General features: G+C 60.5%; 22 protein-coding genes, 1 tRNA gene, 2 rRNA genes and 1 pseudogene (1 of these 26 only partly in view). 15 read left to right on the top strand and 11 right to left on the bottom strand.

The genetic code is table 11. The features are described from left to right. The 3 genes from ABIE40_RS15300 to ABIE40_RS15290 form a co-directional block, all read left to right on the top strand. Positions 1-1,584: ribosomal RNA gene (locus ABIE40_RS15300) — 23S ribosomal RNA — on the top strand; it begins 1,218 nt to the left of the window's first position. Between the two features lie 209 nt (positions 1,585-1,793). Continuing rightward, positions 1,794-1,908 (top strand): 5S ribosomal RNA (gene rrf, locus ABIE40_RS15295). A gap of 289 nt (positions 1,909-2,197) precedes the next feature. Beyond that, positions 2,198-2,274, top strand: a tRNA-Met gene (locus tag ABIE40_RS15290). 162 nt (positions 2,275-2,436) lie between these two features. Here the strand turns inward: ABIE40_RS15290 and ABIE40_RS15285 are convergent. Beyond that, positions 2,437-3,456, bottom strand: a complete 1,020-nt coding sequence (locus tag ABIE40_RS15285; protein WP_199627767.1) for a LacI family DNA-binding transcriptional regulator — start codon at positions 3,454-3,456, stop codon at positions 2,437-2,439. 133 nt (positions 3,457-3,589) lie between these two features. On the opposite strand from ABIE40_RS15285, the gene ABIE40_RS15280 reads away from it, so the two are divergent. The 6 genes from ABIE40_RS15280 (at position 3,590) to ABIE40_RS15255 (ending at position 11,269) form a co-directional block, all read left to right on the top strand. Further along, positions 3,590-5,911, top strand: coding sequence for a family 78 glycoside hydrolase catalytic domain (locus ABIE40_RS15280; RefSeq protein ID WP_199627766.1), 2,322 nt, complete (start codon positions 3,590-3,592; stop codon positions 5,909-5,911). A 67-nt stretch (positions 5,912-5,978) separates the two neighbouring features. Then, positions 5,979-7,253, top strand: coding sequence for an ABC transporter substrate-binding protein (locus ABIE40_RS15275; protein WP_130284149.1), 1,275 nt, complete (start codon positions 5,979-5,981; stop codon positions 7,251-7,253). A 66-nt stretch (positions 7,254-7,319) separates the two neighbouring features. Continuing rightward, positions 7,320-8,183: a carbohydrate ABC transporter permease gene (locus tag ABIE40_RS15270; protein ID WP_112719968.1), complete on the top strand. Its 864-nt coding sequence runs from the start codon at positions 7,320-7,322 to the stop codon at positions 8,181-8,183. Positions 8,184-8,215: 32 nt separating this feature from the next. Further along, positions 8,216-9,004, top strand: coding sequence for a carbohydrate ABC transporter permease (locus ABIE40_RS15265; RefSeq protein ID WP_199627788.1), 789 nt, complete (start codon positions 8,216-8,218; stop codon positions 9,002-9,004). 3 nt (positions 9,005-9,007) lie between these two features. After that, positions 9,008-9,988, top strand: coding sequence for an ABC transporter ATP-binding protein (locus ABIE40_RS15260; RefSeq protein ID WP_112719970.1), 981 nt, complete (start codon positions 9,008-9,010; stop codon positions 9,986-9,988). Positions 9,989-10,300: 312 nt separating this feature from the next. Next, positions 10,301-11,269 carry an MBL fold metallo-hydrolase gene (locus ABIE40_RS15255; RefSeq protein ID WP_199627765.1) on the top strand — a complete coding sequence of 323 codons (969 nt, stop codon included), beginning with the start codon at positions 10,301-10,303 and terminating at the stop codon, positions 11,267-11,269. 57 nt (positions 11,270-11,326) lie between these two features. Here the strand turns inward: ABIE40_RS15255 and ABIE40_RS15250 are convergent, their stop codons facing one another. The 5 genes and pseudogenes from ABIE40_RS15250 to ABIE40_RS15235 form a co-directional block, all read right to left on the bottom strand. After that, the gene (locus tag ABIE40_RS15250) at positions 11,327-11,959 is read right to left on the bottom strand and encodes a CatB-related O-acetyltransferase (RefSeq protein ID WP_199627764.1); all 633 of its coding nucleotides are present in this window, start codon (positions 11,957-11,959) and stop codon (positions 11,327-11,329) included. A 44-nt stretch (positions 11,960-12,003) separates the two neighbouring features. Beyond that, entirely contained in the window at positions 12,004-13,791 is a 1,788-nt protein-coding gene (locus tag ABIE40_RS15245) for a PAS domain-containing sensor histidine kinase (RefSeq protein WP_502944806.1), read from the bottom strand. Between the two features lie 207 nt (positions 13,792-13,998). After that, positions 13,999-14,604, bottom strand: a pseudogene (locus ABIE40_RS31025) (PAS domain-containing protein); the annotation flags it as partial. Between the two features lie 189 nt (positions 14,605-14,793). Further along, positions 14,794-15,057 carry a hypothetical protein gene (locus ABIE40_RS15240; RefSeq protein WP_199627762.1) on the bottom strand — a complete coding sequence of 88 codons (264 nt, stop codon included), beginning with the start codon at positions 15,055-15,057 and terminating at the stop codon, positions 14,794-14,796. A gap of 152 nt (positions 15,058-15,209) precedes the next feature. Next, positions 15,210-15,653 (bottom strand): penta-EF hand family protein, encoded by a 444-nt coding sequence (locus ABIE40_RS15235; RefSeq protein ID WP_199627761.1) that lies wholly within the window; start codon positions 15,651-15,653, stop codon positions 15,210-15,212. 234 nt (positions 15,654-15,887) lie between these two features. Between ABIE40_RS15235 and ABIE40_RS15230 the strand changes: the two genes are divergently transcribed. Both ABIE40_RS15230 and ABIE40_RS15225 read left to right on the top strand, forming a co-directional pair. Further along, the gene (locus ABIE40_RS15230) at positions 15,888-16,631 is read left to right on the top strand and encodes an SDR family oxidoreductase (protein ID WP_199627760.1); all 744 of its coding nucleotides are present in this window, start codon (positions 15,888-15,890) and stop codon (positions 16,629-16,631) included. Between the two features lie 90 nt (positions 16,632-16,721). Continuing rightward, positions 16,722-17,162, top strand: a complete 441-nt coding sequence (locus ABIE40_RS15225; RefSeq protein WP_199627759.1) for a hypothetical protein — start codon at positions 16,722-16,724, stop codon at positions 17,160-17,162. Between the two features lie 53 nt (positions 17,163-17,215). Here ABIE40_RS15225 and ABIE40_RS15220 read toward each other — a convergent pair whose 3' ends face one another. After that, positions 17,216-17,971, bottom strand: a complete 756-nt coding sequence (locus tag ABIE40_RS15220; protein ID WP_199627758.1) for an SDR family oxidoreductase — start codon at positions 17,969-17,971, stop codon at positions 17,216-17,218. Between the two features lie 230 nt (positions 17,972-18,201). On the opposite strand from ABIE40_RS15220, the gene ABIE40_RS15215 reads away from it, so the two are divergent. Further along, positions 18,202-18,840, top strand: a complete 639-nt coding sequence (locus ABIE40_RS15215; RefSeq protein ID WP_199627757.1) for a response regulator transcription factor — start codon at positions 18,202-18,204, stop codon at positions 18,838-18,840. A 371-nt stretch (positions 18,841-19,211) separates the two neighbouring features. Further along, positions 19,212-19,976 carry an SDR family oxidoreductase gene (locus ABIE40_RS15210; RefSeq protein ID WP_199627756.1) on the top strand — a complete coding sequence of 255 codons (765 nt, stop codon included), beginning with the start codon at positions 19,212-19,214 and terminating at the stop codon, positions 19,974-19,976. 147 nt (positions 19,977-20,123) lie between these two features. Here ABIE40_RS15210 and ABIE40_RS15205 read toward each other — a convergent pair whose 3' ends face one another. After that, positions 20,124-21,092 (bottom strand): alpha/beta fold hydrolase, encoded by a 969-nt coding sequence (locus ABIE40_RS15205; protein ID WP_199627755.1) that lies wholly within the window; start codon positions 21,090-21,092, stop codon positions 20,124-20,126. Positions 21,093-21,408: 316 nt separating this feature from the next. Between ABIE40_RS15205 and ABIE40_RS15200 the strand changes: the two genes are divergently transcribed. Next, positions 21,409-22,125: a winged helix-turn-helix domain-containing protein gene (locus ABIE40_RS15200; protein WP_199627754.1), complete on the top strand. Its 717-nt coding sequence runs from the start codon at positions 21,409-21,411 to the stop codon at positions 22,123-22,125. Positions 22,126-22,148: 23 nt separating this feature from the next. On the opposite strand, the gene ABIE40_RS15195 is transcribed toward ABIE40_RS15200, so the two are convergent. The 3 genes from ABIE40_RS15195 to ABIE40_RS15185 form a co-directional block, all read right to left on the bottom strand. Further along, positions 22,149-22,565, bottom strand: a complete 417-nt coding sequence (locus ABIE40_RS15195; RefSeq protein WP_130284122.1) for a cupin domain-containing protein — start codon at positions 22,563-22,565, stop codon at positions 22,149-22,151. A 129-nt stretch (positions 22,566-22,694) separates the two neighbouring features. Continuing rightward, complete coding sequence (locus ABIE40_RS15190; protein WP_199627753.1) at positions 22,695-23,066, bottom strand: response regulator transcription factor; 372 nt, start codon at positions 23,064-23,066, stop codon at positions 22,695-22,697. A gap of 46 nt (positions 23,067-23,112) precedes the next feature. Next, positions 23,113-23,751 carry a response regulator transcription factor gene (locus ABIE40_RS15185; protein ID WP_199627752.1) on the bottom strand — a complete coding sequence of 213 codons (639 nt, stop codon included), beginning with the start codon at positions 23,749-23,751 and terminating at the stop codon, positions 23,113-23,115. Positions 23,752-24,243: 492 nt separating this feature from the next. Here ABIE40_RS15185 and ABIE40_RS15180 point away from each other — a divergent pair, with 492 nt between their 5' ends. Next, a complete protein-coding gene (locus ABIE40_RS15180) occupies positions 24,244-25,710 on the top strand; it encodes a cyclic nucleotide-binding domain-containing protein (RefSeq protein WP_199627751.1) in 1,467 nt (488 codons plus the stop codon). Positions 25,711-25,732: the final 22 nt, after the last annotated feature.

The raw sequence follows: 25,732 nt of genomic DNA, 5'->3' as shown, positions 1-25,732 counted from the left end.
AATGCAAGTGGTAGCGGAGCGTTCCGTAAGCCTGTGAAGGGACAGTCGTGAGACATCCTGGAGGTATCGGAAGTGCGAATGTTGACATGAGTAACGATAAAGAGGGTGAGAGACCCTCTCGCCGAAAGACCAAGGGTTCCTGCTTAAAGTTAATCTGAGCAGGGTTAGCCGGCCCCTAAGACGAGGCGGACACGCGTAGTCGATGGGAACCACGTTAATATTCGTGGGCCTGGTGGTAGTGACGGATTGCGTAACTTGTTCATTCTTATTGGATTGAGTGGGCAGGGAAGCGGTTCCAGGAAATAGCTCCACCGTATAGACCGTACCCGAAACCGACACAGGTGGTCAGGTAGAGTATACCAAGGCGCTTGAGAGAACTATGTTGAAGGAACTCGGCAAATTGCACGCGTAACTTCGGAAGAAGCGTGACCCCATTTTACGCAAGTGAGATGGGGTGGCACAGACCAGGGGGTAGCGACTGTTTATCAAAAACACAGGGCTCTGCGAAGTCGCAAGACGACGTATAGGGTCTGACGCCTGCCCGGTGCTGGAAGGTTAAGAGGAGAGGTGCAAGCTTTGAATCGAAGCCCCAGTAAACGGCGGCCGTAACTATAACGGTCCTAAGGTAGCGAAATTCCTTGTCGGGTAAGTTCCGACCTGCACGAATGGCGTAACGACTTCCCCGCTGTCTCCAACATAGACTCAGTGAAATTGAATTCCCCGTGAAGATGCGGGGTTCCTGCGGTCAGACGGAAAGACCCCGTGCACCTTTACTATAGCTTTACACTGGCATTCGTGTCGGCATGTGTAGGATAGGTGGTAGGCTTTGAAGCGGGGACGCCAGTTTCCGTGGAGCCATCCTTGAAATACCACCCTTATCGTCATGGATGTCTAACCGCGGTCCGTTATCCGGATCCGGGACAGTGTATGGTGGGTAGTTTGACTGGGGCGGTCGCCTCCGAAAGAGTAACGGAGGCGCGCGATGGTGGGCTCAGACCGGTCGGAAATCGGTCGTCGAGTGCAATGGCATAAGCCCGCCTGACTGCGAGACTGACAAGTCGAGCAGAGACGAAAGTCGGTCATAGTGATCCGGTGGTCCCGCGTGGAAGGGCCATCGCTCAACGGATAAAAGGTACGCCGGGGATAACAGGCTGATGACCCCCAAGAGTCCATATCGACGGGGTTGTTTGGCACCTCGATGTCGGCTCATCGCATCCTGGGGCTGGAGCAGGTCCCAAGGGTTTGGCTGTTCGCCAATTAAAGCGGTACGTGAGCTGGGTTCAGAACGTCGTGAGACAGTTCGGTCCCTATCTGCCGTGGGTGTAGGAATATTGACAGGATCTGTCCCTAGTACGAGAGGACCGGGATGGACATATCTCTGGTGGACCTGTTGTCCTGCCAAGGGCATAGCAGGGTAGCTATATATGGACGGGATAACCGCTGAAGGCATCTAAGCGGGAAACCCACCTGAAAACGAGTGTTCCCTATCAGAGCCGTGGAAGACGACCACGTTGATAGGCCGGGTGTGGAAGTGCGGCAACGCATGAAGCTTACCGGTACTAATAGCTCGATTGGCTTGATCGTTCTCATTGCTTGTGCTCATCGAACTTCGTTCGATGATGCCTGACCTTTTGTCCTCACGCGCCAATGGCGCTGCGGACGGCGCGCCAAACTGTTGGCGACGCGCCTTGCGCTTGCGGCCTTCGGCCGGGAGTGTAGAGCAAGATCAAAGACGTGTTCAAAAAATGCAGCCTAGCGGCTGCGCCAGCTTCTCAATTGTTGCGCTTCGCTGACCTGGTGGTCATGGCGGGGTGGCTGCACCCGTTCCCATTCCGAACACGGCCGTGAAACGCCCCAGCGCCTATGGTACTTCGTCTTAAGACGCGGGAGAGTCGGTCGCTGCCAGGTCTGCTAAACGCAACACGCATGCGCCCGAAGCTGAAAAGCTTCGGAAAGCTGCATGCGAAACAAAAAATCTTCTCATCACATTCTACGGCCCCTGGCCGATCAAAGGGCCGCTCGCAAAGCGGCCTTTTTGCTTTCGAGCCCTATATGTAGACTGAAATAGCGATGCACCGGATCTATAATGGTGCGTCCCTTACAGGAGACAACTCCTTCGGAGTTGCTCCGGCAGTAAGCGTAAAACGCCTTCGGCGTTTTACGCTATCGCGACAAAACCCAAAGGGTTTTGCGCTGGCGCGGGGTGGAGCAGCCCGGTAGCTCGTCAGGCTCATAACCTGAAGGCCGCAGGTTCAAATCCTGCCCCCGCAACCAAATCTCCCCGATACACATCACAGCCCGCGATCCGGCGCGTTCTTGCGTTTGGGGACCCGCTTGCCCTAGGCGATCGTGGCTGATCCCGCACGCCATAAAGGTGGCCGAACCCGGAGCTTATAAGGTAGACATCGGCGCGGCAGCACTAGGCTCACTTTCAACCTAAAGGCTGCCGCGTGTCGCAACGCGCGGTTCAATAAGGCGATGCTCTGCAACATTCCGGCCATTGATCCGGCTGAGCAGCATTTCCGCTGCTGTGCGGCCGAGCTCGGCAGGGTTCTGGTCGATGCTGTCGAGGCCGACGAGGGGGATCGCTGCGACGGGGGAATTGTCGTAGCCGATGATCGCAAGATCTTCCGGCACCCGAATACCGCGCATGCGCGCCATGTTGACGAGCGGCACCGCATCGAGATCCGACCAGACGAAAACGGCGCGTGGCCGGTCCGGCATATTCAGGAATGCTTCCATTTCCGCATGACGGTCGGACGAAACTGGCGGCAGGCGGATAATACGATCCCGCAGCCCGAGGCGCCTTGCTGCTTCAAGATAGCCGCGTTCGCGTTGTATGGCGACGACCGTGGGTGGCGAATCCATGAGCTCGTAGCCGAGCATCGCGATATCGCGGTATCCCTTCGCAAAGGCCGCCTCCACAGCGATGAATGCCCCCCTGCGGTCATCCGAATTGACGGAATCATATGTCTGCGCCTCGCTTTCATGGTGCGCGATGACGACGATGGGGATCTGCCTGGCGTAGCGATCTAGGACTTTGCCCGATATCCGTGGCGCAATGATCAGCACGCCATCCATCCGGTTGTCCATCATCGACTCGATCATGGAAGTCTCGATGGAACTGGCGGAATGCCCGATCCCGATCATCGATTTGTAACCGCCTCCAAGCAGTGCGGCGTTGGCACTCTCCACTACGCCGGCCAGGAAGGGGTTGCTGAGCTCGATCACCAGAACGCCCACCGTGCTGGTCTGGCCGCGCATCGCGCGTGCGGCGACGGACGGGCGGTAATTCAGCTTCTCGATCGATGTCTCGACCTTCTGCCGCAAGCTTTCGCTGACGCCATAGGCGTTACGCAAAACCTTGGAGACCGCGGCCACCGAAACCCCGGCATCAGCCGCCACATCACGGATGGTGATGCGATCTTTTGGTTTGTTAACGTCCTGAAAATCCATGCAGAAATGCTCTCTCTCCGGTGCCGTCGCCGATTATAGGGAAAAAGCCCTTGCCACGCAATTCGATTTGTAGAATGATATACATAGAACGATATACACACCGTGTGGGAGCGCGGTTGGAGGAGAGGTATCAATGAATATCGTGACGCAAGGCACTACCGTGTCCGCTTCAAATCACGTCTGGTCCGGCGCATCGATGATTGCGCCATCCTGCGACGCCGGTCAGGGAAAGGCGGGCAGCTTCGTCTCCGCAACCTTCAGCATCGCCACCCTTCCGCGTACTGCTACGCTGCGCATATCGGCGCTCGGCCTCTACCGTGCCTTCATCAACGGCAAGCGGGTCGGTATCGACCTGCTCACGCCCGGCTGGACCTGCTATGACGACCGTATCGCTTACCAGACCTATGAAGTGTCCGATCTTTTGGTCGTCGGCGAAAACCGGATCGAGATCTGGCTTGGCGATGGCTGGTACCGCAGCCAGCTGATGTGGGCCTCCAACCCGATCGTCAATTGCTGGGGAGACCGGGTAGGGGCGCTTGCAGACCTTCGAAGTGGCGACGCTCTCCTTCTGCAGACGGACGCCAGCTGGCAAAGCGGCTTCACGCCTGTCCTTCGCAGTGGCATCTATTTCGGTGAGGACTACGATGCGCGGATCGAGCTACGCGATATTGGCGGCGTCGAAATCCTGCCGTTCGACGAGACAAAACTTGTTCCGCACGAGACGGACGCGGTCCGTGAGCTCGCCGCCCGCCCGCCGCTTGACAGCTGGGTGGAGGCCGATGGCCGGACAGTCTATGACTTCGGCCAGAATGCTGGAGCCTATATCCGCATACGCGTGCAAGGCGAAGCCGGTGCGCAGATCCGTGTCGAGCATTCAGAAGTGCTCGGTCCCGACCGTCGCTTCGACAATCGGAACTATCGCAGCGCCCGCGCCGAGCTTGTCTATACATTGAGCGGTGGCGGAGAAGAATCCTATGCGCCGCTGTTCACCTTCATGGGCTTCCGCTACGCGCGCCTCAGCCTGACGGGACGCGTCGAGGTGCTGGCGATCGAGATGGTGCCGATTTCCTCGGTGCCTGTGGCAGCCGGCGGCTTCACGTGCGGGGTCGATGCTGTCAATCGGCTGGTCGAGAATACGATCTGGTCGCAGCGTTCCAATTTCATCGAGATTCCTACCGATTGCCCTCAACGCGATGAACGGCTTGGCTGGACTGGCGATGCACAGGTTTTCGCCGGAACCGCCTGCTGGCTTGCCGACAGCCAGTCCTTCCTGCGCAAGTATCTTCGCGATGTGATGCATGATCAGCGTCCAAATGGCGCCGTTCCGCACTTCTCCCCCGATCCGACGCGTCTTCACCCGATCACGGATCGCGGCGACTGGGCGGGCTCCACCGGCTGGGGGGATGCGATCGTCATCATTCCGTGGCAGCTCTATCTGCACTACGGCGACAAGGCTGCCCTGGAGGAATGCTTCCCGGCGATGCTGCGGTGGCTCGACTATCTCTGGAACATTTCTGACGGACCGGTCATTCGTCCACCTGCTGTGTGGGGCGAGCATGGATTTACCTTCGGCGACTGGCTGCAGCCGGTCGGCGATAACCGCAAGCCGCGGCCGACCGTCGCCGACGATTGCGCAGCGACGCTCTATCACTTCATCTCGACCGAGATCGCGGCGCGGATTGCCCGTGTCATCGGCGAGAATAGCAAAGCGGAGCGGCTGGCGTCGCGGGCTGCCGAGATCAGGCAAGCTTTCAAGCACGAATTCTTCTCTCCATCGGGACGGATCGCCCACAATGATCAGACGTCGTGGGCGTTGGCGTTTCTCTATGGCCTGGTGCCGGCCGAATATGAGGAGGCTGGTCGCGCCTACTTCCGCAAGGTCGCTGAAGAGACCGATGGTGTCATTGGTACTGGCTTTATCGGCACGCCGGCGCTGCTGCCCGCGCTTACACGCCTCGGTATGCTCGACCTTGCTGAAAAGATGTTTCTCAATCGCAAGGTTCCGGGCTGGCTCTACCAAGTCGAGCGCGGCGCGACGACGATCTGGGAGCGCTGGGACGCGCTTGCCGAGGACGGCACGATCTATGATCCCGATATGAACAGTTACAATCACTATGCCTATGGCGCCGTATGCCAGTGGTTGTTCGAGGATGTCGCCGGTATCAAGCCGAGGGAGGAAAACCCGGCATTTCACGAGATATTGTTCGATCCGGCGATTTTGCCGGCGCTGTCACCGGTCTTGGCCTGGCACGACACGGCCCTTGGACGCGTGGAGGTGCAGTGGAGCCTCGAGGCAGGGCAGGTGACCTGCAACCTCGCTCTACCGGCCGGCATGACCGCGCGAATGGATGCGACAACGAAGCGCCGCGCGCTGCGCATTGACGGACAGGCCGTCGCCCAGGGAACCTCGGCAACCATCGCCGCCGGCCGGCACGTCATCGAGTTTGCGATCTGACATCGGGTTTGGCCGTGCCACAACCAAAAGCGGAAATGATCCTGGTCTTCAAGAGGAGGAATTGACCATGAGAATGACGAGATACGGCATTGTTGCCGCAAGCATGCTGGGCTTGTCCGCCAGCGCCGCATGGGCCGACGTCACGCTCGGCATTATGATCGACACAAATCCCGAGTCGATCGCGTCCTTCGACGCCGTCTCAAAGGCCTATAGTGAAAAGCACCCGGAGGTCACCTTCGACGTCGAGCAGAGAGCCGGCGGATCGGAAGGCGACAATATCGTCAAGACGCGGCTGGCAACCGGCGAGATGCCCGATATTTTCCAATACAATAGCGGCTCGCTGTTCCAGGCGTTGAAGCCGGAGCAGACGATCGCCGACCTATCGGACCTTCCTTCCGCAGCCGGCATATTGGATACGTTCAAGAAGGTCGTCAGCGCCTCCGATGGTCATGTTCGCGGCATTCCGTTCGGGCCGGCCATGGGCGGCGGCATCTTCTACAACAGGAAAATCTATGCCGAGCTTGGCCTTCAGCCGCCGAAGACCTGGGCCGATTTCATCGCCAACAATCAGAAGATCAAGGCGGCCGGCAAGGTTGCGCTGGCGCAGACTTACGGCACGACGTGGACGTCGCAGATCTTCGTGCTGGCAGATTTCTTCAATGTTCAATCCGAGGTTCCGAATTTCGCGACGGACTATACGGCGAACAAGGTGAAGTACGCGACCACGCCGGCCGCACTGCGTGGCTTTGAGCATGTAGAAGAAGTCGCCAAGGCCGGCTTCTTTAATGAGGACTTCGGCGCTGCGACCTTCGACGACGGCATGCGTATGGTATCGACCGGCGAAGCCGCACATTACCCGAGCCTCACCTTCGGCATCGGCAATATCCAGCAGAATTTCCCCGACAACCTGCAGGATGTCGGCTTCTTCGCAGTGCCGGGCAACGATGCAGCCAAGAACGGACTGACCATCTGGATGCCGGCGGCGCTCTATCTCTCCGCAAAGGCAGAACATCTCGAAGAGGCAAAGAAGTTTCTCGATTTCGTCGCCTCGAAGGAGGGCTGCGAGCTGATGGCCAAGGCCGTGCCGTCCGGTCCCTATCTGATCAAGGGCTGCGAACTGCCGAAGGGCGTGCCGCAGGCAGTCAGCGATATGCTGCCCTATTTTGAAACCGAGGGCCGCGCGGGTCCGGCGCTCGAGTTCCTTTCGCCGGTAAAGGGCCCGGCGCTCGAACAGATCGCGGTCGAGGTCGGCACCGGAATTCGCTCGGCCAAGGATGCTGCCGCGCTTTATGACCAGGACGTGGAAAAGCAGGCAAAGCAACTCGGCCTGCCGAACTGGTAACGGCTGCAGCCCGCATCCCGCATGGCTTTCGCCGCGGGATGCGGGCCAGATGTTCAAGGAGCCGCCATGGTCGCGCGAAAATCCCCTTATCCCTACTGGTTCGTTCTGCCTGCGGCGGTTGTGTTCACCACGCTCTTTCTGGCGCCCACGATCGCATCCTTCTGGTTCAGCCTCACGCGCTGGGATCTCTTCACCACCCAGTTCATCGGCCTGGAGAATTACAAGCAGTTCTTCCGCGAGCCTTTCCTGATCAAGGGACTGATCAACACGGTCATCTATGCCGTGACGACATCCGCGGCCAAGACCGTGCTCGGCCTGTTGCTTGCCGTGCTGCTCACGTCCGGAATTTGGGCGCAGGGCGCGCTGCGGACGATCATCTTCTTTCCCGTTCTCGTCTCGACCATTGGCGTCGGCATCACCTTCTCCGTTCTGATGCATCCGACCCGCGGGCTGATCAATGTCGCGCTGGCGACGCTCGGCATCCACGGCCCAGGCTGGCTGACGGATCCGGCGCTTGCGCTCTATTCCATCGTCGTCGTCGACGTCTGGAAGGGAGTGGGCCTCGCGACGGTCATCTACATCGCTGGTCTGGCGTCTATAAGCCCCGATTATTACGAGGCGGCGCGGATTGACGGTGCGACACGCCGGCAGATGTTCTTCCGTGTCACCGTCCCTCTCTCCAAACCTGCAACAGTGACGGTAGTGACCCTTTCGCTGATCGGCGGTCTGCGCAGTTTCGATTTGATATGGGCGATGACCAAGGGTGGCCCCGGCTTTTCTTCCGACGTTCTGGCAAGCGTCATCTACAAACAGTATCAGGCCGGCTTCTACGGACTCTCGACCGCGGGCAATGTCATCCTTTTCCTCCTGATCGGCCTGATCGTCCTGCCGCTCACTGCCTGGTTCAACCGTAAGGAGATCGACCTGTGACGCGGCGCCAGCTCTATACCGGGATAGTGGCGATGCTCGCCTGCGGCGTGATCTTCGTCATGCCTTTCCTCTTCGTCTTCCTTACCGCCGCCAAGACGCGGCAGGAGGCCCAGGCGCTGACCTTCACGTGGCCCAGCGAATGGCAGCTGTGGCAAAACTTCATGGATGTGATCGAAGCCCGGAACTACATGCTCTTCCTGGCCTATTTCAACTCCACGGTGATCACCGTGGTCGCGGTGACGCTGCTCGTTCTTTTCGGAGCCATGGTCGGTTATGTCGTCCAGCGGCGTCCCTCGCGCTGGAACACGCTGATCTATGGCTTCGTTTTGGCAGGTCTGATGATCCCGCCCGCCGTCGTTCCGACGATCTGGGTGCTGCAGTCGCTCGGTCTCTTCAAGACCATATCCGGCATGATCCTCATCCAGATCGCCTACGGGCTATCGTTCACGATCCTGCTGTTTCGAAGCTTTATCGCCGCCATTCCGCGCGATCTCGATGAAGCGGCAATCGTTGATGGTGCCAAGCCGCTGCAGATTTTCTTCCGTGTTGTTCTGCCGCTGCTGAAGCCGGTCACGGTCACGGTCATCGTTGTCCAGTCGATTGCGATCTTCAACGATTTCACCAACCCGCTCTATTATCTTCCCGGCCGCGAAAACGTCACCGTCCAGCTCACCCTCTATAATTTTCAGGGGCAGTTTCAGACACAGTTCAATCTGCTGTTCATGAACATCCTGCTGGTGACCATTCCGCCACTCATCGTCTTCATCTTCTTCAACCGGCAGATCGTGGCAGGCATGACGGCCGGCGCCGTGAAAGGGTAATTCATGACAAGTGTCGTCCTTCAGGATGTCCGCAAGAGCTTCGGCAGCCTTGATGTCATCAAGGGCATCGATCTCACGATCGAGGCCGGTGAGTTCTGCGTCTTTGTCGGGCCGTCCGGCTGCGGAAAGTCGACGCTGCTGCGCATGATCTCCGGCCTGGAGACCTCGACGTCGGGAAAGATGTTCATCGACGGCAAGGATGTGACTGCGGCCGAACCATCCGAGCGCGGCATCGCGATGGTGTTTCAGTCCTATGCGCTCTATCCGCATCTTACCGTGGCCGAGAACATCGGCTTTGGCCTGTCGCTTGCCCGGCGCCCCAAGGCGGAAATCGCGGAGAAGGTCAAGCAGACGGCGGAGACGCTGCAGCTGGCACATCTGCTCGATCGCAAGCCGAAGGCGCTTTCCGGCGGGCAGCGTCAGCGCGTCGCCATCGGGCGTGCGATCATTCGCAACCCGAAGGTTTTCCTGTTCGACGAACCGCTGTCGAACCTTGATGCATCGTTGCGCTCGCAGATGCGCATCGAGCTGACCGAACTTCACGCCAAGCTCGGCGCCACCATGATCTACGTCACCCACGATCAGGTCGAGGCGATGACCATGGCCGACAAGATCGTCGTCCTCAATGGCGGAAAGATCGAGCAGGTTGGCTCGCCGATGACGCTCTACAATCAACCGGCCACGCCCTTCGTCGCCGGCTTCATAGGCTCTCCTAAGACGAACCTCTTCGAAGGCGAGACCGCTGCGCAGGAGGGATGTAGGATCTACGGCATCCGCCCTGAGCATCTGACGTTGTCGACGACCGACGGCAAATGGAAAGGCGCGGTTCGCTATGTCGAACGGCTCGGCGCCGACGCGATCGTCTACCTCGATGTCCCCGGCTTGCCGTCGCTGGTGGTTCGCACGGATGGGGATCGCAGGCTGGAAATCGGCGAGAAGCTCTTCGCATCACCGGTCGCCGGTAAAGAGGTCAGATTTCAATAGCGGTCAACACCTGCCTGAAGCAGGATCTTTCCATCGCTGAATTTTCGCGCGCAGTCCGGCTGAAGCAGTCACGCATTAGGAGGCGGCATGGATTTGCATGGGCGGCGCCCCTCTGCACAGGCCGCCGCCGCATCCCGCACCCCCAAACCTACGTTTGGATTACCGACGCCCCAGACCACCGGTAGAACTGTTGCGGGCCGTCACCCGAGCGCCGTTGCGCGCACAAGCGCTGGTGCAAACTCAGAATTCCGTTGTGGCATAGGTCATACGGAGAGGTGGCCGGCTGGTGTCCAAGCAACATAGGAGTGCGTCATGCCGCAGTCAGATACGAAAACCCGTCCGCCGGGTGCCAAGCAGCTGAAAGTTCCCTCGGAAAACGCCTTTCATCCCGGCCGCAATGGTACCGGTGAGCTGGTGCCGTCGCGTTATGCGGTGAAGGTCGGCGATATCGATGTGATGGTCATCAGCGATGGGGTGCTGCCGCTGCCGACCTCGATGCTGGGTCACAATATCGATCCGGCGGTACGGGCGGATTGGATGGTGAACCAGTTCCTACCGACGGATGCGTTCGACTGGCCGCTCAATGCGGTGGTCGTGCGCAGCGGCGAGCAGACTATTCTTCTCGATGCCGGACTGGGCCTTGATCCCGACCTGCATCTGCCGCGCGCCGGCCAGCTGGTGAAGCGGCTGGAGGCGGCCGGGATCGATCTCGGTTCGGTGACCGATATCGTGCTCACCCATCTGCATATGGACCATATCGGCGGGCTTGTCGTTGAAGGCGTCAAGGAACGGCTTCGTCCCGACCTGCGCATTCATGCGGCCGCCGCCGAGGCGAAATTCTGGGAGGCGCCGGACTTCTCCCACACCCATATGCCCGACGGCTTCCCGGATGCGCTGAGGGCAACCGCCAAGAAGTTCCTGGCGGAATATGCCGACCATCTGCGTCTTTTCGACGAAGAGCACGAGGTCGCTCCCGGCGTCGTTGCCCGCCGCACCGGTGGCCATACGCCGGGCCATAGCGTCATCCGTATCGCCTCCGGCGACGAGCGGCTGACATTTGCCGGCGATGCCGTCTTCACCGTCGGCTTCGACCAGCCGGACTGGTTCAACGGTTTCGAGCACGATCCGGAAGAGGCGGCGCGCGTGCGCGTCGAGCTCTTGAAGGAGCTTGCGGCCACCGGCGAGCTGCTGGTCGCGACGCACCTGCCGTTCCCGTCCGTCGGCCGCGTGGCTGTCGCGGGAGACGCTTTCCGCTGGGTACCTGTGATCTGGGATTACTGATCGCCGAAACGGATGCTGCGAGGTCTGGCGTGTTGCCAGACCTCGCGTTGCGTCAAGCTAAGCCTTTTTGAGCGCCGCCAGATCGCCGCTTTCGAGTGCGGGCAGGTTGGCTTCGATCTTCTCGATCGGCCAGTCCCACCAGGCAAGATCCAGCAAATCACGAATCGTCTCGTCGTCGTAACGCATGCGGATGATCGCTGCCGGATTGCCGCCAACCACCGCATAGGCCGGGACATTGCGCGTGACCACGGATGAGGCAGCGATGATGGCGCCCGGGCCGATCTGAACGCCCGGCATGATCACCGCGTCATGGCCGATCCAGACGTCGTTTCCGACGATGGTGTCCTTCACGGGAAGATCCGGATAGCCAAAGGTTTCCGGCTTGAAGATGCGGAACGGGTAGGTCGTGATGCCCGCCATCGGATGATTGGCGGAGCTCGTCATGAAATAGCTGCCGCGGGCGATCTGCACGAACTTGCCGATGACAAGACGTTCCCGGCTTTCGGCGAAGAGATAGGGCGCAAGGATCTCGGCGGTTTCCGCCAGTTTCCCGTAATGCGTGAAGTAGCTGTAATCGCCGATCTCGATGCGCGGATGGTCGATGACATTCTTCAGATAGATCGTGGTTCGCGACACTCTTCCATCGGGATGAGTGACCGGGAAGATCAGCGTGGGGTCGAGAAGAGGCATGAGCGGTGTTTTCCGAATGAGCGAAATTTCAAAAGCCGGCCGGTTCAGGTCTCGGCGGGCAGGGTAAAGATGAACGTGGCGCCGAGCGGTTCGTTGTTCTCGGCCCAGAGCTGGCCGGTATGGGATTCGACGATCGAGCGGCAGATCGAGAGCCCCATGCCCATTCCCCGTTCCTTCGTGGTGAAGAACGGCTCGAATATCTTGTCGGGGAACTGGATGCCGTAGCCCTGATCGTCGACCTCGATGCGAACCATGTCCTGCGTTGAGCTGACGCGAATGCGCAGCACCTTTTCGGAATAGGCAGAGGCCATCGCATCGATGCCGTTGCGCATGAGATTGAAGAGAACCTGCTGGATCTGGATCCGATCGAAAGGCGCCGGCCGCAATCCGGGCTCACACTGGATGTCGATCCGGACGCCGCGCCGTCTCGCCTCTTCGGCGATGAGATTGCGCGCCTCGAAGACGACATCGGCAATCGCCGTATAGTTCCGCTGGTCGGTGGATTGCCTGAACAGAGCACGGATGCGGCTGACGACATCGGCCGCCGAGTTCGCGCTTTGAATGATGCGTTCCAGCGATTTCTGGGCGCGCTCGAGATTGGGCGGGTCGGCGTTCAGCCAGCGCTGGCAGGCTGCCGACGAGTTGATCGCGGCCGACAGTGGCTGGTTGACCTCATGGGCGATCGAGGCCGAGAGCTCGGCAAGGCTGGCGGCCTGGCTGGCATGGGCGAGGTGGCGCTGGGCAAGGAGAAGGTTTTCCTGGGCGCGGACCTCAGCATCGATATCGAGGCAGATGACATTCCACTGGATGATCTGTCCTTCGGTATTGCGCATCGGCGCAGCGCGGGTCTCTACCCAGCGGTATTCACCATCGAACCGGCGAAGCCGGTGCCTGTTCGCGTAGGGGGCGCCGGTTGCCAGAGAATGCCCATAGCGCTCCTTGACGCTTGCCAGATCCTCGCGGTGAACGCCGGCATCCAGCGTTTCGGCCAATCGGGACTTGTCCTTGCTGTCGAGTTCCTCAAGATCATAGCCAAGGAATTCCCGCAATTGCCGGCTGCGGAACATCGGCTCGCCGTCGGGAGCCGCGCAGTCGATCATCGCCGGCAGGGTTTCGACGAGCTGCCAGAGGAAGCGCTCCCGTTCCTGCAAAGCCTCCTGCGCCATGATCAGGTCATGGATGTCCGAGCTTACGCCGTACCATTGGATAATGCCGCCGCTCTCGTCCCGCAGGGGTTCGGCGCGCGTTTCCGTCCAGCGATAGGTGCCGTCGGCGCGAAGCTGGCGGTATCGCTGCCGGTAGGGTGCACCGGTCTCGAATGATATCTGGATCGCCTGGCGGGCGGTCTCGCGATCGTCGGGATGGATGACGCTCAGCGATGGTGATCCGTCGGTTGCGGTAATGTCCTCCAGCATCGCGCCCGTTACTTCGGTGAAGCGCCGGTTCACATAGGTCGGCGTGCCATCGGGCATCGTGCTCCAGATGAGCGCGGGAACAGTATCGATCAATTGCTGCAGCAGGCGCTCGCGTTCGAGAAGCGCGGCCTCCGTCTTCTTGTAGACGTCTATATCCAATGTCGTGCCGTACCAGCCGGTAATCCGGCCCTGGCTGTCGCGTGTGGGGCGTGCCGCTGCCCGATGCCAGACATAGGCGCCGGTGGCGCGCAGGATCCGGTATTCGAAATTCCAGTGTTCGCCGGTCCGCAAAGCGTGGCGCAGGGAATCTCCGACGCGCTTTCGATCGTCCGGATGGGTGCCGCGCTGCCAGCCCTGTTCTCCGCCCTCCAGGAAGGCTTTGCCATCCAGCAACAGGTTCAGGTCCTCGAGAACCATCGCGATCGAGGTCTGCGCGGTCGGCGTGGCATAGGTGAACTGCCCCGAGGCATCCATCGCCCAAGCGCCGCCGTAGAGGCTCTCGATGGTGCGCGCGGCCTTGACGGCTTCGGTGGTCTCGCCGAGAAAATCCGCCGTCGTCCAGTGTTCTCCCTGCCGGGCGATGGCGGGTTCGACCGTGATGCTGGCGCCATTCTCCGGTTCGACCCGAAAATCGACCCAGCGATAGCTGCCGTCCGGCTGAAGCTGACGGTAGCTGCTGACCTGGGGGACGCCATGGAAGAATGCCCTTGCGGTCGCCTGCTCGACCGTCGGGCGATCGTGGGGGTGGACCGTCGCCATGTCGGAGAGAGCTTCTGGCTGGTTGAGTTCGGTCGAGGGCGGCTCCGCCATCGACAGCGGGGGTTCGGCGATCGGGATGACCTCGGCATCGATCACCGTGCCATACCATCCTGTGATCGCTCCGGCGCTGTCAAAGAGCGGCTGCCCGGTGCTGCGCGCCCATCCATAGCCTCCGGTCGCCCGCAGCATCCGGTGCAGGACGCTGTATTGCTCCCCGGTCTGCAGGCAACGCCGCCACATCGCGGCCGCCTCGTCATAGTCTTCAGGATGAATGGCGCGCTTCCAGCCGAAGCTGTCTTCGTTCGAGGCGGCGTTGATATCGTCAAGGGTCAGGCCGAGGAATGTCAGCGCGGCCGGTGTCACGTAGATGAAGGCGCCGTCGGCATCCGTCGCCCAGGCGTTGCCGACGATGCGCTCGACGGCTTTTGCCGCCTGCAGGGCATCAAGGTCGATCAGAACAGTCGTATCCATCATGCGGGCGGTACCGGACAAACCTGCGGGAATTGCCGAAGAACTGGCATCATCATAATTGACCGCCCCAACCGAGCAATGAGGCGGGCGATCTGCCGCCGGCCCCCGGCTAAATCTCTCTGCTATTCGTCGTCAAATTAGCATGGCTTGGCTCGAAACGGCGACATTCAATGTGAGCCGCATCGCGTATCAGCCGGGCGAACGGATCAGGCTCATGTAGGCGCTCATCATGTCTTCCGTTGCGGTGTCGCTCCAGAGGACGTCGATGACCTTGAACAGGCCGGACCCGTCTGCTGATGGGAACATGACGCGCTGACCGATATCGGGAACCGCAGACCAGATCCGCGTCAGAAACAGCTTGCCATCCAGGAGGAACTGCAGCTTGAACTGCGGCATCCGGTGCGGACCGGCAGCCTGCTCTCGCGTGTAAGTTTCGGAAGACGCGAGGGCCACCGTTGCTTGCCTCTGTACAGCCTGAGGTTTCTGGCCGCGGAACTCGACCTGCGCTCACTTTGCAGCACGAAACAACCAAGCGCATCCTATACAAGGGTTTCATGCGCAGGAGAGGCTGCTCAAGAAAGCAGCCCCTTTTGCAGCTGCGCAGATCAAGCGCGGGTCGGCGGTCTGAAGCGAATGGCGTCAGCTTGCGCCTGGTCGAGGTGACCGATGCCAAGCGGCAGTACCTTTTTCAGCCCTTCGATGACCTCGGATTTGTCGAGCGTCCCTTTGCCGGTCGGGTCGAATTTCGCCCAGCGTTCCTCGGTCGAAACCGGATCGAATATTCTCTTGTCCATGTCGGCAAGGCGCTTCTGCGCCGCCATGTATTCATCCTTGCTGACCATTCCGTCGTCGTTGACGTCGGCATCGTCGATCAGCTGCTGCGCGGTCCGGTCGTAGAGATCGGCCAGCAGTTCCTCGTCGGATTTGATGGCAGGTGCTTTCGGAGGATTGACGGGTTTGAAGTCGATCTTCTCGTCAGCGATCGAGGGGGCCTTGTGCCCCTTCGGCATAAAGAGGCTGAAGATAGGGCTTTCGGAGCCTACGCGCATTGTGTCGATCCTTTTGGTTGGCGTGGTGGGACGCGGCACAACCTGAAAAGCGCGGCTTGCTTCAACCTTGCTGAAAACGTGTATTCAGACCTTGCGTTACAACTGTAACGCATTTGCTCCGGAGGGCGTTGCAGACCCATTCCGCATTGCCGGGAACACCTCTTGTTCCCGGCAATGGGCTAATCCGCTGGCGCTTCGGCATCTATCTCTGGCCCGATATCAAGGAGATAGACGATGAAAATTCTTCAAGACAAAGTGGCGGTCATTACCGGCGGAAACAGCGGTATCGGCAAGGAAACGGCAAAGCTCTTCGCCCGCCAGGGCGCAAAGGTCGTGATCACCGGCCGGCGGCAGGATGTCGTCGATGCGGCGACCGAAGAGATCGGAAACGGCGCTATCGGCATTTGCGGCGATGTCGCCAGCATCGAGCATCATCGCTGGCTGGCGAACGAGGTTAGCGAGCGGTTCGGTGCCGTCGATATCTATATGGCGAATGCCGGTGTCATCAATCTCTCCTCGTCCTCGGTGGTGACGGAAGAGGAATATGACCGCCATTTCGCGGTCAACACGCGCGGCGTCTTCTTCGGCGTGCAGACCATGGCGCCGATCATCCGGGATGGCGGCAGCATCATCGTCACCAGTTCGCTCGCGGCGACGAAGGTTCTGCCGCAGCATACCGTCTATGCCGGATCGAAGGCGGCGCTGGCGGCATTCGCCAAGAACTGGGCTCTCGAATTCAGGGAGCGCAAGATACGGGTGAATATCCTGACACCCGGGCCAGTCGAAACGGAGATCCTCGGCAAGCTCGGCGTCAGCGAGGCGGACCGTCCGGGCTTCGAGCGCCAGATGGCGGGTCTCATTCCGGCCGGACGAATGGGGGCACCGGGAGAGCTGGCGCATGCGGCGCTGTTTCTGGCGACCGGATCCTTCGTCAACGGGTTGGAACTCTTCGTCGATGGCGGGATGTCGCTCACCTGACCAGAGGCCGAAATCCCAAACCTTCGTTTGGGCAGTCTCTACGCTCGCCCGGTGTTAGCCTTCTGCTTTATCGAAAGCAGGAGGCAAGAAATGAAAGCGCTCAAATACGCCGTCTTCGTCATGGTCTGGTTCAATGTCCTCCTGGCCGGGTGGCTGGCGGTCTACATGCTCTATGATCCCGAGGGATGGTACTATTTCGTGCCCGGCGTCACGGATACGGGCTTCTTCAACCAGCATTTCATCCGCGACATCGGCATCATCCAGGGCTTTATCGCCCTTGCTTTCGCGGTCGGCTGGTTTCGCGAGGAGCGGCGTATCGAGCTCTGGGCGGCGGCGACGCTGTGGCTGATGGCGCATGCCTTCTTCCACCTCTGGGAAGTCGCGGTCGGCATATGCTCGTCGTCGGTCCTTCTTCGCGACTTTCCGGCCGTCAGCATGCCGGCGCTGTTCGGGATCGCCGCAACGGTGTGGGCCTGCAGGCAGAAGTTTCGCACCGGCTATGCCGATGGCGAGGCCCGAGTTTCGATCTAGTCCCTGAGACAGCAAGGCGGCGCCCCAAGCGCCGCCTTCATTGCGTCACGCTGTCAGGCTGCAGCCATGCTTCTCGAGAGCCAGTCGTGAAACGACAGTTTGCCCGATAGCATCTGGTTGACCGGCAGCATGCCATCCCGCGACAGCTCCACACCGAAATACAGAGGTGTGGGCGCCAGGCTGACAGGCCGCGCATCTTCCGTCGCCGTTAGCAATTCCCGAGCCAGATCAGCAAGATCGATTGCTTCCGGCCCGCCAAGCTCGACGATGCGGTTGTGAGGCTCGCCGCCGGCGAGCTTGGCGATCCAGCTTGCAGCCTCATCGGCGGAAACCGGGCGGACGACGAGTGAAGGCAATGCCAGTACACCGTCGACCGCATAGTCGTTGACGATCCCGCTACAGAACTCGAAGAACTGCGTCGATCGGACGATCGTGTAGGGTAGCCCCGATGAGCGGATCAGGTTTTCCTGCACCAGTTTTGCGCGGAAATAGTCGTTCTCGACAAGCCTGTCAGTGCCGACGGCCGAGAGAGCCATATAGTGCCTGATGCCGGAGGAGCGCGCCGCAGCGAGGATGTTTCTGCCAGCCTGCCGGAAGAAGTCGAGGGCGTTTCCCTGGCCGAAAGAACCGGAATTGGTGACGTCGATCACGATATCGGCGCCAGCGAGCGCCGCTGCCAGGCCTTCGCCGGTATAGGCATTGACGCCGGTTTTCGCCGATGCGGCCACGACATCGAACCCGTCGCGCTCCAGGCCGCGGACGATCTTGGAGCCCATGGCGCCGCTGGCGCCAATCACCGTTGCTCTCATTTCCATCTCCATCCATCTGATATCGATGGATGATAGGCATTTGGCGTCGGTGTTCGACTAAACGAAGTGTTGGGTTGACCTGATCTTGCTGCCCGCCAACCTAAACCAAGGTTTACCCTCACGGCGCATCGCTTCAGTGGTACAAAACCGGCGGCGACATTCGACGCCACCCTGGGCCAGCAAAACCCGGTGCGGAGGATGTTTCCGAACCAGGCAACCGGGGTCATGTCATGCAAAACGTCCAATCCAGCGCGGAGCTTTCCGCCGAGCCGATCGTCTATGTCGTCGACGATGACGAAGACATGCGGGAATCCCTTCTCGATCTTTTCCTGGTCACCAAGAAGCGGGCCAGCGCCTTTTCGAACGGTCCGGAATTCCTGGAGATGGCCGATATCAGTGCGCCGGGCTGCCTCGTCGTCGATCTCAGAATGCCCGGCGGAACCGGCCTCGATCTGCAACAGCATCTCTCGCTGGCGGGAAGCCGTTTGCCGGTGATCTTTCTGACAGGGCATGCCGACATCGCGGCGAGCGTGAAGGCAATGAAGGCGGGCGCCACGGATTTCATCACCAAGCCTTTCGCCTCCCAGGACCTGCTCGATGCGGTGGATCATGCGATCCGTCTGGATTCCGAACGGCGCAAGATGGATGCGGAATACGGGCGCATCCGGGCACTCGCCGACACCCTGACCCCGCGCGAGAAGGAAGTGATGTCGGCGGTGGTCAGCGGTCTGATGAACAAGCAGGTCGCCTATGAGCTCGGCATCAGCGAGATGACGGTGAAGCTTCATCGCATGAGCCTGATGCGCAAGATGCAGAGCCGTTCGCTTGCGGATCTCGTTCGAAAGGCCGAACAGCTTCAGCGCGGCTGAAGTCTGTGGCATCCCGAAAGGGAACCGCCCCGGGAGGGGAAGGGGCGGTTCCAGAGGGGATGGCTGGGGGTGGGGAAGGGACCCCAGGTCGAGGACTGCCATCCACGAGCAGGGCGGGAGGGAACGGCCGCCCTGGATCAGCAGCGGCTTGCTGATCCATTTCAGAATATGTGAATGGACCCGTTCCCGTAAGTAAACCTTGGTTGGGGCGGGGTCGATGCCGGGCGGCGCTGCCCCCAACCAACGTTTGTCTATGCCGCCACCGGCAATTCCATAGGCTTGTCCGAGGTCCAGGAAAGGACCTTACGCGGGCCGGCCGGCGCAGCTGCGCCGTCGCGCCTTTCTCGATAATTCTTCAAAAGGAGCGAGTCATGAAGATCGTCGTTATTGGCGGAACCGGGCTGATCGGTTCGAAATTGGTCAAGCGGCTTCAGGCCAAGGGTCACGAAGTCGTCGCAGCTTCGCCGTCGTCGGGCGTCAACACCATCACCGGTGAGGGGCTTGCCGAGGCGTTTGCCGGTGCGCAGGTCGTCGTCGACCTCGCCAACTCGCCGTCTTTCGAGGACAAGGCGGTCATGGAGTTCTTCCAGACATCGGGGCGCAACCTCATGGCGGCCGAGACGGCAGCCGGCGTCAAGCATCACCTGGCGCTGTCCGTGGTCGGCACCGACCGACTTCCCGAAAGCGGCTATCTGCGCGCAAAGCTGGCGCAGGAGAAGATCATCAAGGAATCCGGTATTCCCTACACGCTGGTCCATTCGACGCAGTTTTTCGAGTTCATGTTCGGCATTGCCCAGTCTGGTGCGCAGGGCGATAAAGTCCATCTTTCGCCGGCCATGATGCAGCCGATCTTCTCGGAAGACGTTGCCGACGCGCTCGTCGATTTCGTTCTCGGCGTGCCGCTCAACAAGACGGTGGAGATTGCCGGCCCCGAGAAGATCCGCATGGCCGATGCCGTCGGCAAATATCTTCGTCAGATCGGTGATGCCCGCGAGATCGTCGTCGACCGCCAGACGCGCTATTTCGGCGCGATCCTTGACGATAGCAGCCTGGTGCCCGTGTCCGCCGCCTGGCTCGGCAAGGTCTCGTATTCCGAATGGGTGAAGACCGCGACGCCGCCGCCGCGGGCGCACTGAGCATCCTCCGGAGGCTCGCGCCTCCGGCATTTCCCGCATTCAACGAAAAAGCATCCGGTTCAGCGCCCTGCCGAGCCGGATGCTTTTTCATTGGCGATGTATGCACTTGCGGAAGGAGGGGGCGCCGGCGGCAGCGCCCCCTGCCAATCATCCGTTGATGAAGCTCAGGATGTCGGCATTGACGATATCTGCATGGGTCGTCGCCATGCCATGCGGCAGGCCCTTGTAGATCTTCAGCGTCGCCCTCTTCAGAAGCTTCGAAGACAGGACGGCGGAATCCGCCACCGGTACGATCTGGTCGTCTTCGCCGTGGAGCACAAGTGCCGGTACGTCGATGACCTTAAGGTCCTCGGTGAAGTCGGTCTCGGAAAAGGCCTTGATCCCGAGATAGTGGGCGTTGATGCCGCCCGCCATGCCCTGGCGCCACCAGTTGCGGATGGTCGGTTCCGACAAGGTCGCGCCCGGGCGATTGAAGCCGTAGAACGGGCCGCTCGGGAAATCGGTGTAGAACTGGCTTCTGTTGGCCGCCAGCGTCGCGCGCAGCCCGTCGAAAACCTCGATCGGAATGCCGCCGGGATTGGCGGGGGTCTTCAGCATGAGCGGCGGAACCGCACCGATGAGCACAAGCTTGGAGACGCGGCCCTTGCCGTGGCGGGCGACATAGCGCGTCGCCTCGCCGCCGCCGGTTGAGTGGCCGACGTGAACCGCGTTGCGCAGATCGAGATGGTTTGCGACGGCTGCGGCATCGGCCGCATAGTGGTCCATGTCATGGCCGCCGCTGACCTGCGCCGAGCGGCCGTGACCGCGGCGATCATGGGCGACGACGCGGAAGCCCTTGTCGAGGAAGAAGATCATCTGCGCGTCCCAGTCGTCGCTGCTCAGCGGCCAACCGTGATGGAAAACGATCGGCTGCGCGTCCTTTGGACCCCAGTCCTTGTAGAAGATCTCGGTCCCGTCGGCCGATGTCACGTAGTTGCCGCCCGAGCGCTCGGCTGCAACCTTGCCCTTCTTCGCGGCCTCGGCGGGTTGTGCCGTCAGGGTTGCCGCTGCTGCGGCGAGCCCCAACGTGCCCGTCATGATATTCCGACGCGTCGATGTGATGGAATGAGCATCCATGCTTGTCTCCTAATCAATGAATCGTTGAGATCAAGCCGGTCGACAATAATAATTGCTATTACGATCAGTAATCCGGCAATTTTATTTACGATTTATATTATTACTTATGAACTATACATTGGTTTTGTTGCCGGCAGTTTGTGGTGCGTGCGGCGGCAGAGGTGTGCGGCATAGGGCTTTCCGGATGGTAGCGGTATGCCGCTCTTGCGAAAACCTATACTGAAGTTAGTGCCGAATACTCGAAAAAATTGGCGGTTATTATTGGCCCAACTTGGCCACCCGCCTATACCTCCGTTGCAACCCGACGGAGAATGCGATGAAGCACGTGGTAGTGCTTGATACCGATGCCCCCGCACGCCATGGCCTCAGCGGCTATCTGGTTGAGGCCGCTTTTCAAGTGAGCGAAGCCGCGTCGTTCCAGGAGCTGCAGCGACTCCTGCCAGGCATCGAACCCGATCTCCTCGTCATCGACGTCAAAGCCGATGACGACTTCGAGATGGTGAGACGGCTGGCGGCCCGCGTGGCAGTGCCGATCGTTATCCTCAGCGGCAGCCGCATAGAGGAAGACGACAAGGTGCGCGGGCTGGAGGCGGGGGCGGTGGATTACATCACTAAGCCGTTGGCGCATCGGGAGTTCGTGGCCCGTCTCCGGGCCGCCATGCGCGAGAAGCCGCTGCCGCGCATGGATCGCGATATGCGATCCTACTCCTTCGCGGGATGCACGCTTTGGGTACGCCAGAGGAACCTCTGCCGGCCCGGCGCCGCCGATGTGAAATTGACGGTGGCGGAGTTCAATCTGCTTGTGGCTTTTCTGCGGGCGCCCCGGAAGGTGCTTTCGCGAGAGCAGTTGCTGGCAGCCAGCCGGGTCAACTCGGAGGAAATCTTCGACAGAAGCCTGGATGCATTGATCCTGCGGCTAAGGCGGAAAGTCGAGCTCGATCCCGCGAACCCGCAGCTGATCAAGACCGCGCGCGGAGCGGGCTACAGGTTCGAGAGCGACGTGATCTTGGACGATCGGCCGCGCCGCCGCTAGCGTGGCAGCGCAGCCCATCGTTGCTATTGCTTGATGTCGGTAACCAGCTGCGTCTCGTCCGTATCGACGACGAAGACGGCCAGCAGCTGCGCCGGCTCGGTATCGCTCGCATTGGCGCTGACACCATGTTTGTCGCCCGGCAGCTCCGAGAAGTTCTCACCCTTGTGATAGACCTTCTCAGGGTCGTCATTCACCTTGCTGCGGATCGCGCCTTCGAGCACGGTCGCATAGATGAAGGCGGAATGGGGGTGGATGTGGGCCGCCGAAGAGCCGCCGGGGCCATATTCCACCAGCACGCCGCGCATGCTCTTGCCGGGTACGTTGGGAAGCGGATGGTCGAAGACAACGGAGATCTTTGCCTTTTTCGTCGTGTCGGCAGCGTTGGTGATCTGCGCTGGCATGATGGCAGCGGTCAAGATCAAGAGGGCTCGGGTGAACATGCTGAACTCCTTTCAGGGTGTAGCGCAGCGCGGCACGCCGATGGCGGCCGCGTTACTCCCGGGATTTAGGCATGAGGTGCTGCGTTGAGCATCTATACGTGCGTTCGGCTTGACGGGCCGGTTGGCGGTTCAGCCGCAATTCGACTTCGAGATGAATTCGAGCAGGCTGGCGGCATCGATCGGCTTTTCAATAAAGCCCGCTGCTCCGCAGGATCGAGCCATTTTCCGCGTATAGCTGTCGGCAAAGGAGGTCATGATACAGACCGGCGGCCCGCCCAGGGCGACGATCTTGCGCAGCAGATCCATGCCGTTCGTGCCCGGCATTTTCAGATCGGCGAGAACGCATTGTACGCGCGCGATGTCGCCGGAGGCGAGGAACGCATCAGCCGATCCGTGGACGACGCTGTCGATGCCCATCGCATCGAAGAAGTCGCGCAACGATTCCCGAAGGAAATGGTCGTCATCGACGATAGCGACTGTGGTGTGGGGTTTGGGCTGCATCGAACCTCAGATCAGGTGATACAAGGGCTTCATGGGAATGCTCAGCTCAGTGAAGAAGTTCGAACTGGCGGACAAGTTCGGCGAGTGACCCGGCCTTCATCTTTCTCATCATGCTGCCTCTGTGGAGTTTGACCATGATTTCGCTGATCCCGAGCTCGAAAGCGATCTGCTTGTTCATAAGCCCGCTTGTGACAAGTCCCATGACCTGCGTCTCACGCGGGGTGAGGCTCGATGCCCGGTCGCGCACGGTCTGGCGCTTCAACCGCGCCTCCTGACGCTCGGCGTCGATTGCGAAGGCCGATTGGATGGCCTCCAGCAGTTCCTCGGTCCTCAGCGGCTTTTGAAGGAAGTCTATGGCGCCAGCCTTCATCGCGTGAACGCTGGTGGCAACGTCGCCATGCGCCGTCATGAAGACGATGGGGACCTGGTATCCCTTGGCGTCCAGCTCGCTCTGGAACTCGATGCCGTTGGCGCCGGGCAGCCTGACGTCCAGAAGAATGCAGCCGCCAAGGTCTTGCGGCGCGCGGGCGAAGAAGTCCGCGCCGCTCTCGAAGGCATCGGCCGGCATGTCCAGCGATTGAAACAGGTCCAGCAAGGAAAGCCGCAATTGTTCATCGTCCTCGACGATGTGAACGATCTGCCGAGGCGGCAACACAGGCTCGGCACTTCTGGCAGCGGCTGCCATTGTCAGGTCCTCCAACCGAATAAGGTGGCCAGTTCACCATTCATCCTAATGGGTTCCGGGCCCCAGACAAGTAAACTAACGTTTGCTATCTCATTGCAATTCAATAGGGAAATGCGTCTTTCACAGGCGAACGCACGGGCCTTCCGGCACGCCACCGCAGGCAACGGCAATCGACCGGCATGACAGAAACCTTACTGCGGCCTTTCGGCAAAGGCGCTGCCGGGCTTCATCAGAATTTCCCGAAGTTATAACGCCTTCGATGCCCCGGACACAGCGGGAAATCCTCCATCAGGCCCGCAAAGACGTTGCATTTGTCATTCTCGGGCATAAGGGCGCGCGTCGAAATCGATGATGATGGACGGCAGCGCTGCTCATGGAAACCTACCAACAGGTTTAGTAGGCGCCCGTAAACTCCACTGATATTTTCGCGGGCGCCCGCCTGATGTCTGCAGGCTTGCGAGCGGGCAATCCCAATTCTGCAGCGAGAACCTAATGCCGCAACAGACATTCTTGATGTTCGTTCTGATCAATCTTCTGGGTGTGGCGGGGATCGTCATATGGCATCTCCAGGGACGTTCGAGGCCGACGGCGCGCCTCATCGTGCAGATCATCTTCTTCCTGGCAATGACCTTTGCCGTTACGCTTGCCGGACTGAACCCTTTCCGCTTCGACGCCCCGCATCTCGATGGTCTCGGCAGTCTGGTCGTCGCCGCAAAGATCCTCTGGTGGACGCACCTCTCCTGGGCGACGATCGGATTTGTGCGCATCTACATCGTGCTCGACGGCCGCCCGCGCGAGGCGCGCCTGCTGCAGGATCTGATCGTCGCGATCGTCTATCTCGGCGTGCTGCTGTCGATCATGGCCTTTGTCTTCGGTGTCCCGATCGGAACGCTGCTGGCAACCTCCGGCCTCATTGCCGTCATCCTCGGTCTGGCGTTGCAGAATACGCTCGGTGACGTCTTCTCGGGCATCGCGCTCACGCTCGGACGGCCCTACGCCATCGGCGACTGGATCGTGCTTGGCGATGGCACCGAGGGCCGGGTCGTCGCCAGCAACTGGCGCTCGACCTATCTGCTGACCTTCGCCCACAATCTGGTCGTCCTGCCGAACAGCGTGCTCGCCAGGCAGTCGCTGACCAATGTCAGCAAGCCGGATGAAAATCATCAGCTCATGGTGGCGGTCCGGGTTCTGCCGACGCGCCGGCCGCGATTTGTCGCCGATGTGATGCGCGATGTTCTCGGAAGCTGCAATTGCATTCTCCACGAGCCCGCACCGGCCGCCATCGTCGGCAGCATCAGTGCCGCGGCGATCGAGGTGGAGCTTTATTTCCAGGTTGCCGGACCGATGCAGCGAGGTGCTGCACGCAGCGAGGTGATCGATCTGATCTACCGCCATTGCGCCGCCAACGGCCTCTCCCTGGCAGCACCCTTGGGGACGGCATTGCTGGGTGGAGAGCAGATTGCCGCGCTGCCGGAAACCTCATTCGACATCCTGCTCAGTTCCAATCCCCAGTTCTCGGACCTGAATGCCGAGGAGCGCGAGGCCCTGGCGGCGCTGGCGGTCAAAAGGAGTTTTGCGGCCGGCGAGATCGTCGTGGAACAGGGCGGCATCGCCACCGGGCTGATGGTGGTCCGCACCGGCATCCTCGCCTTCATGCATGACGGCGAGGATGCCCTGCGCCTTGCGCCCGGCGATTGTTTTGGCGCGTTGGAGGTCCTCACCAGCAGGCCGGAAGCCTGTGCCGTCAAGGCACTGACGCGGGCGAGCATCTACGAAATCCCGAAGGCTGCTTTTGAAGCCCTGATGGGCGAGCGGCCGGAACTGGCGATGAACCTTTCAAAGCGTCTGGCGCAGAAATCTCCGGCAGCGGCCGAGCACAAGGATGCGCCCGCAGCGAAAGCACATGGCAGGACAGACCTCGTCCATGCCATAAGGGCGATGTTCCACACCGCACAGTGAGCCGCATAGCGCGGTCATGAGA

It is taken from the genome of Rhizobium sp. OAE497, assembly GCF_040546565.1.
Taxonomy (GTDB): Bacteria; Pseudomonadota; Alphaproteobacteria; order Rhizobiales; family Rhizobiaceae; genus Rhizobium.
Note: the sequence above shows the minus strand (reverse complement) of the source record. Positions and strands in the feature narration are given on the sequence as shown.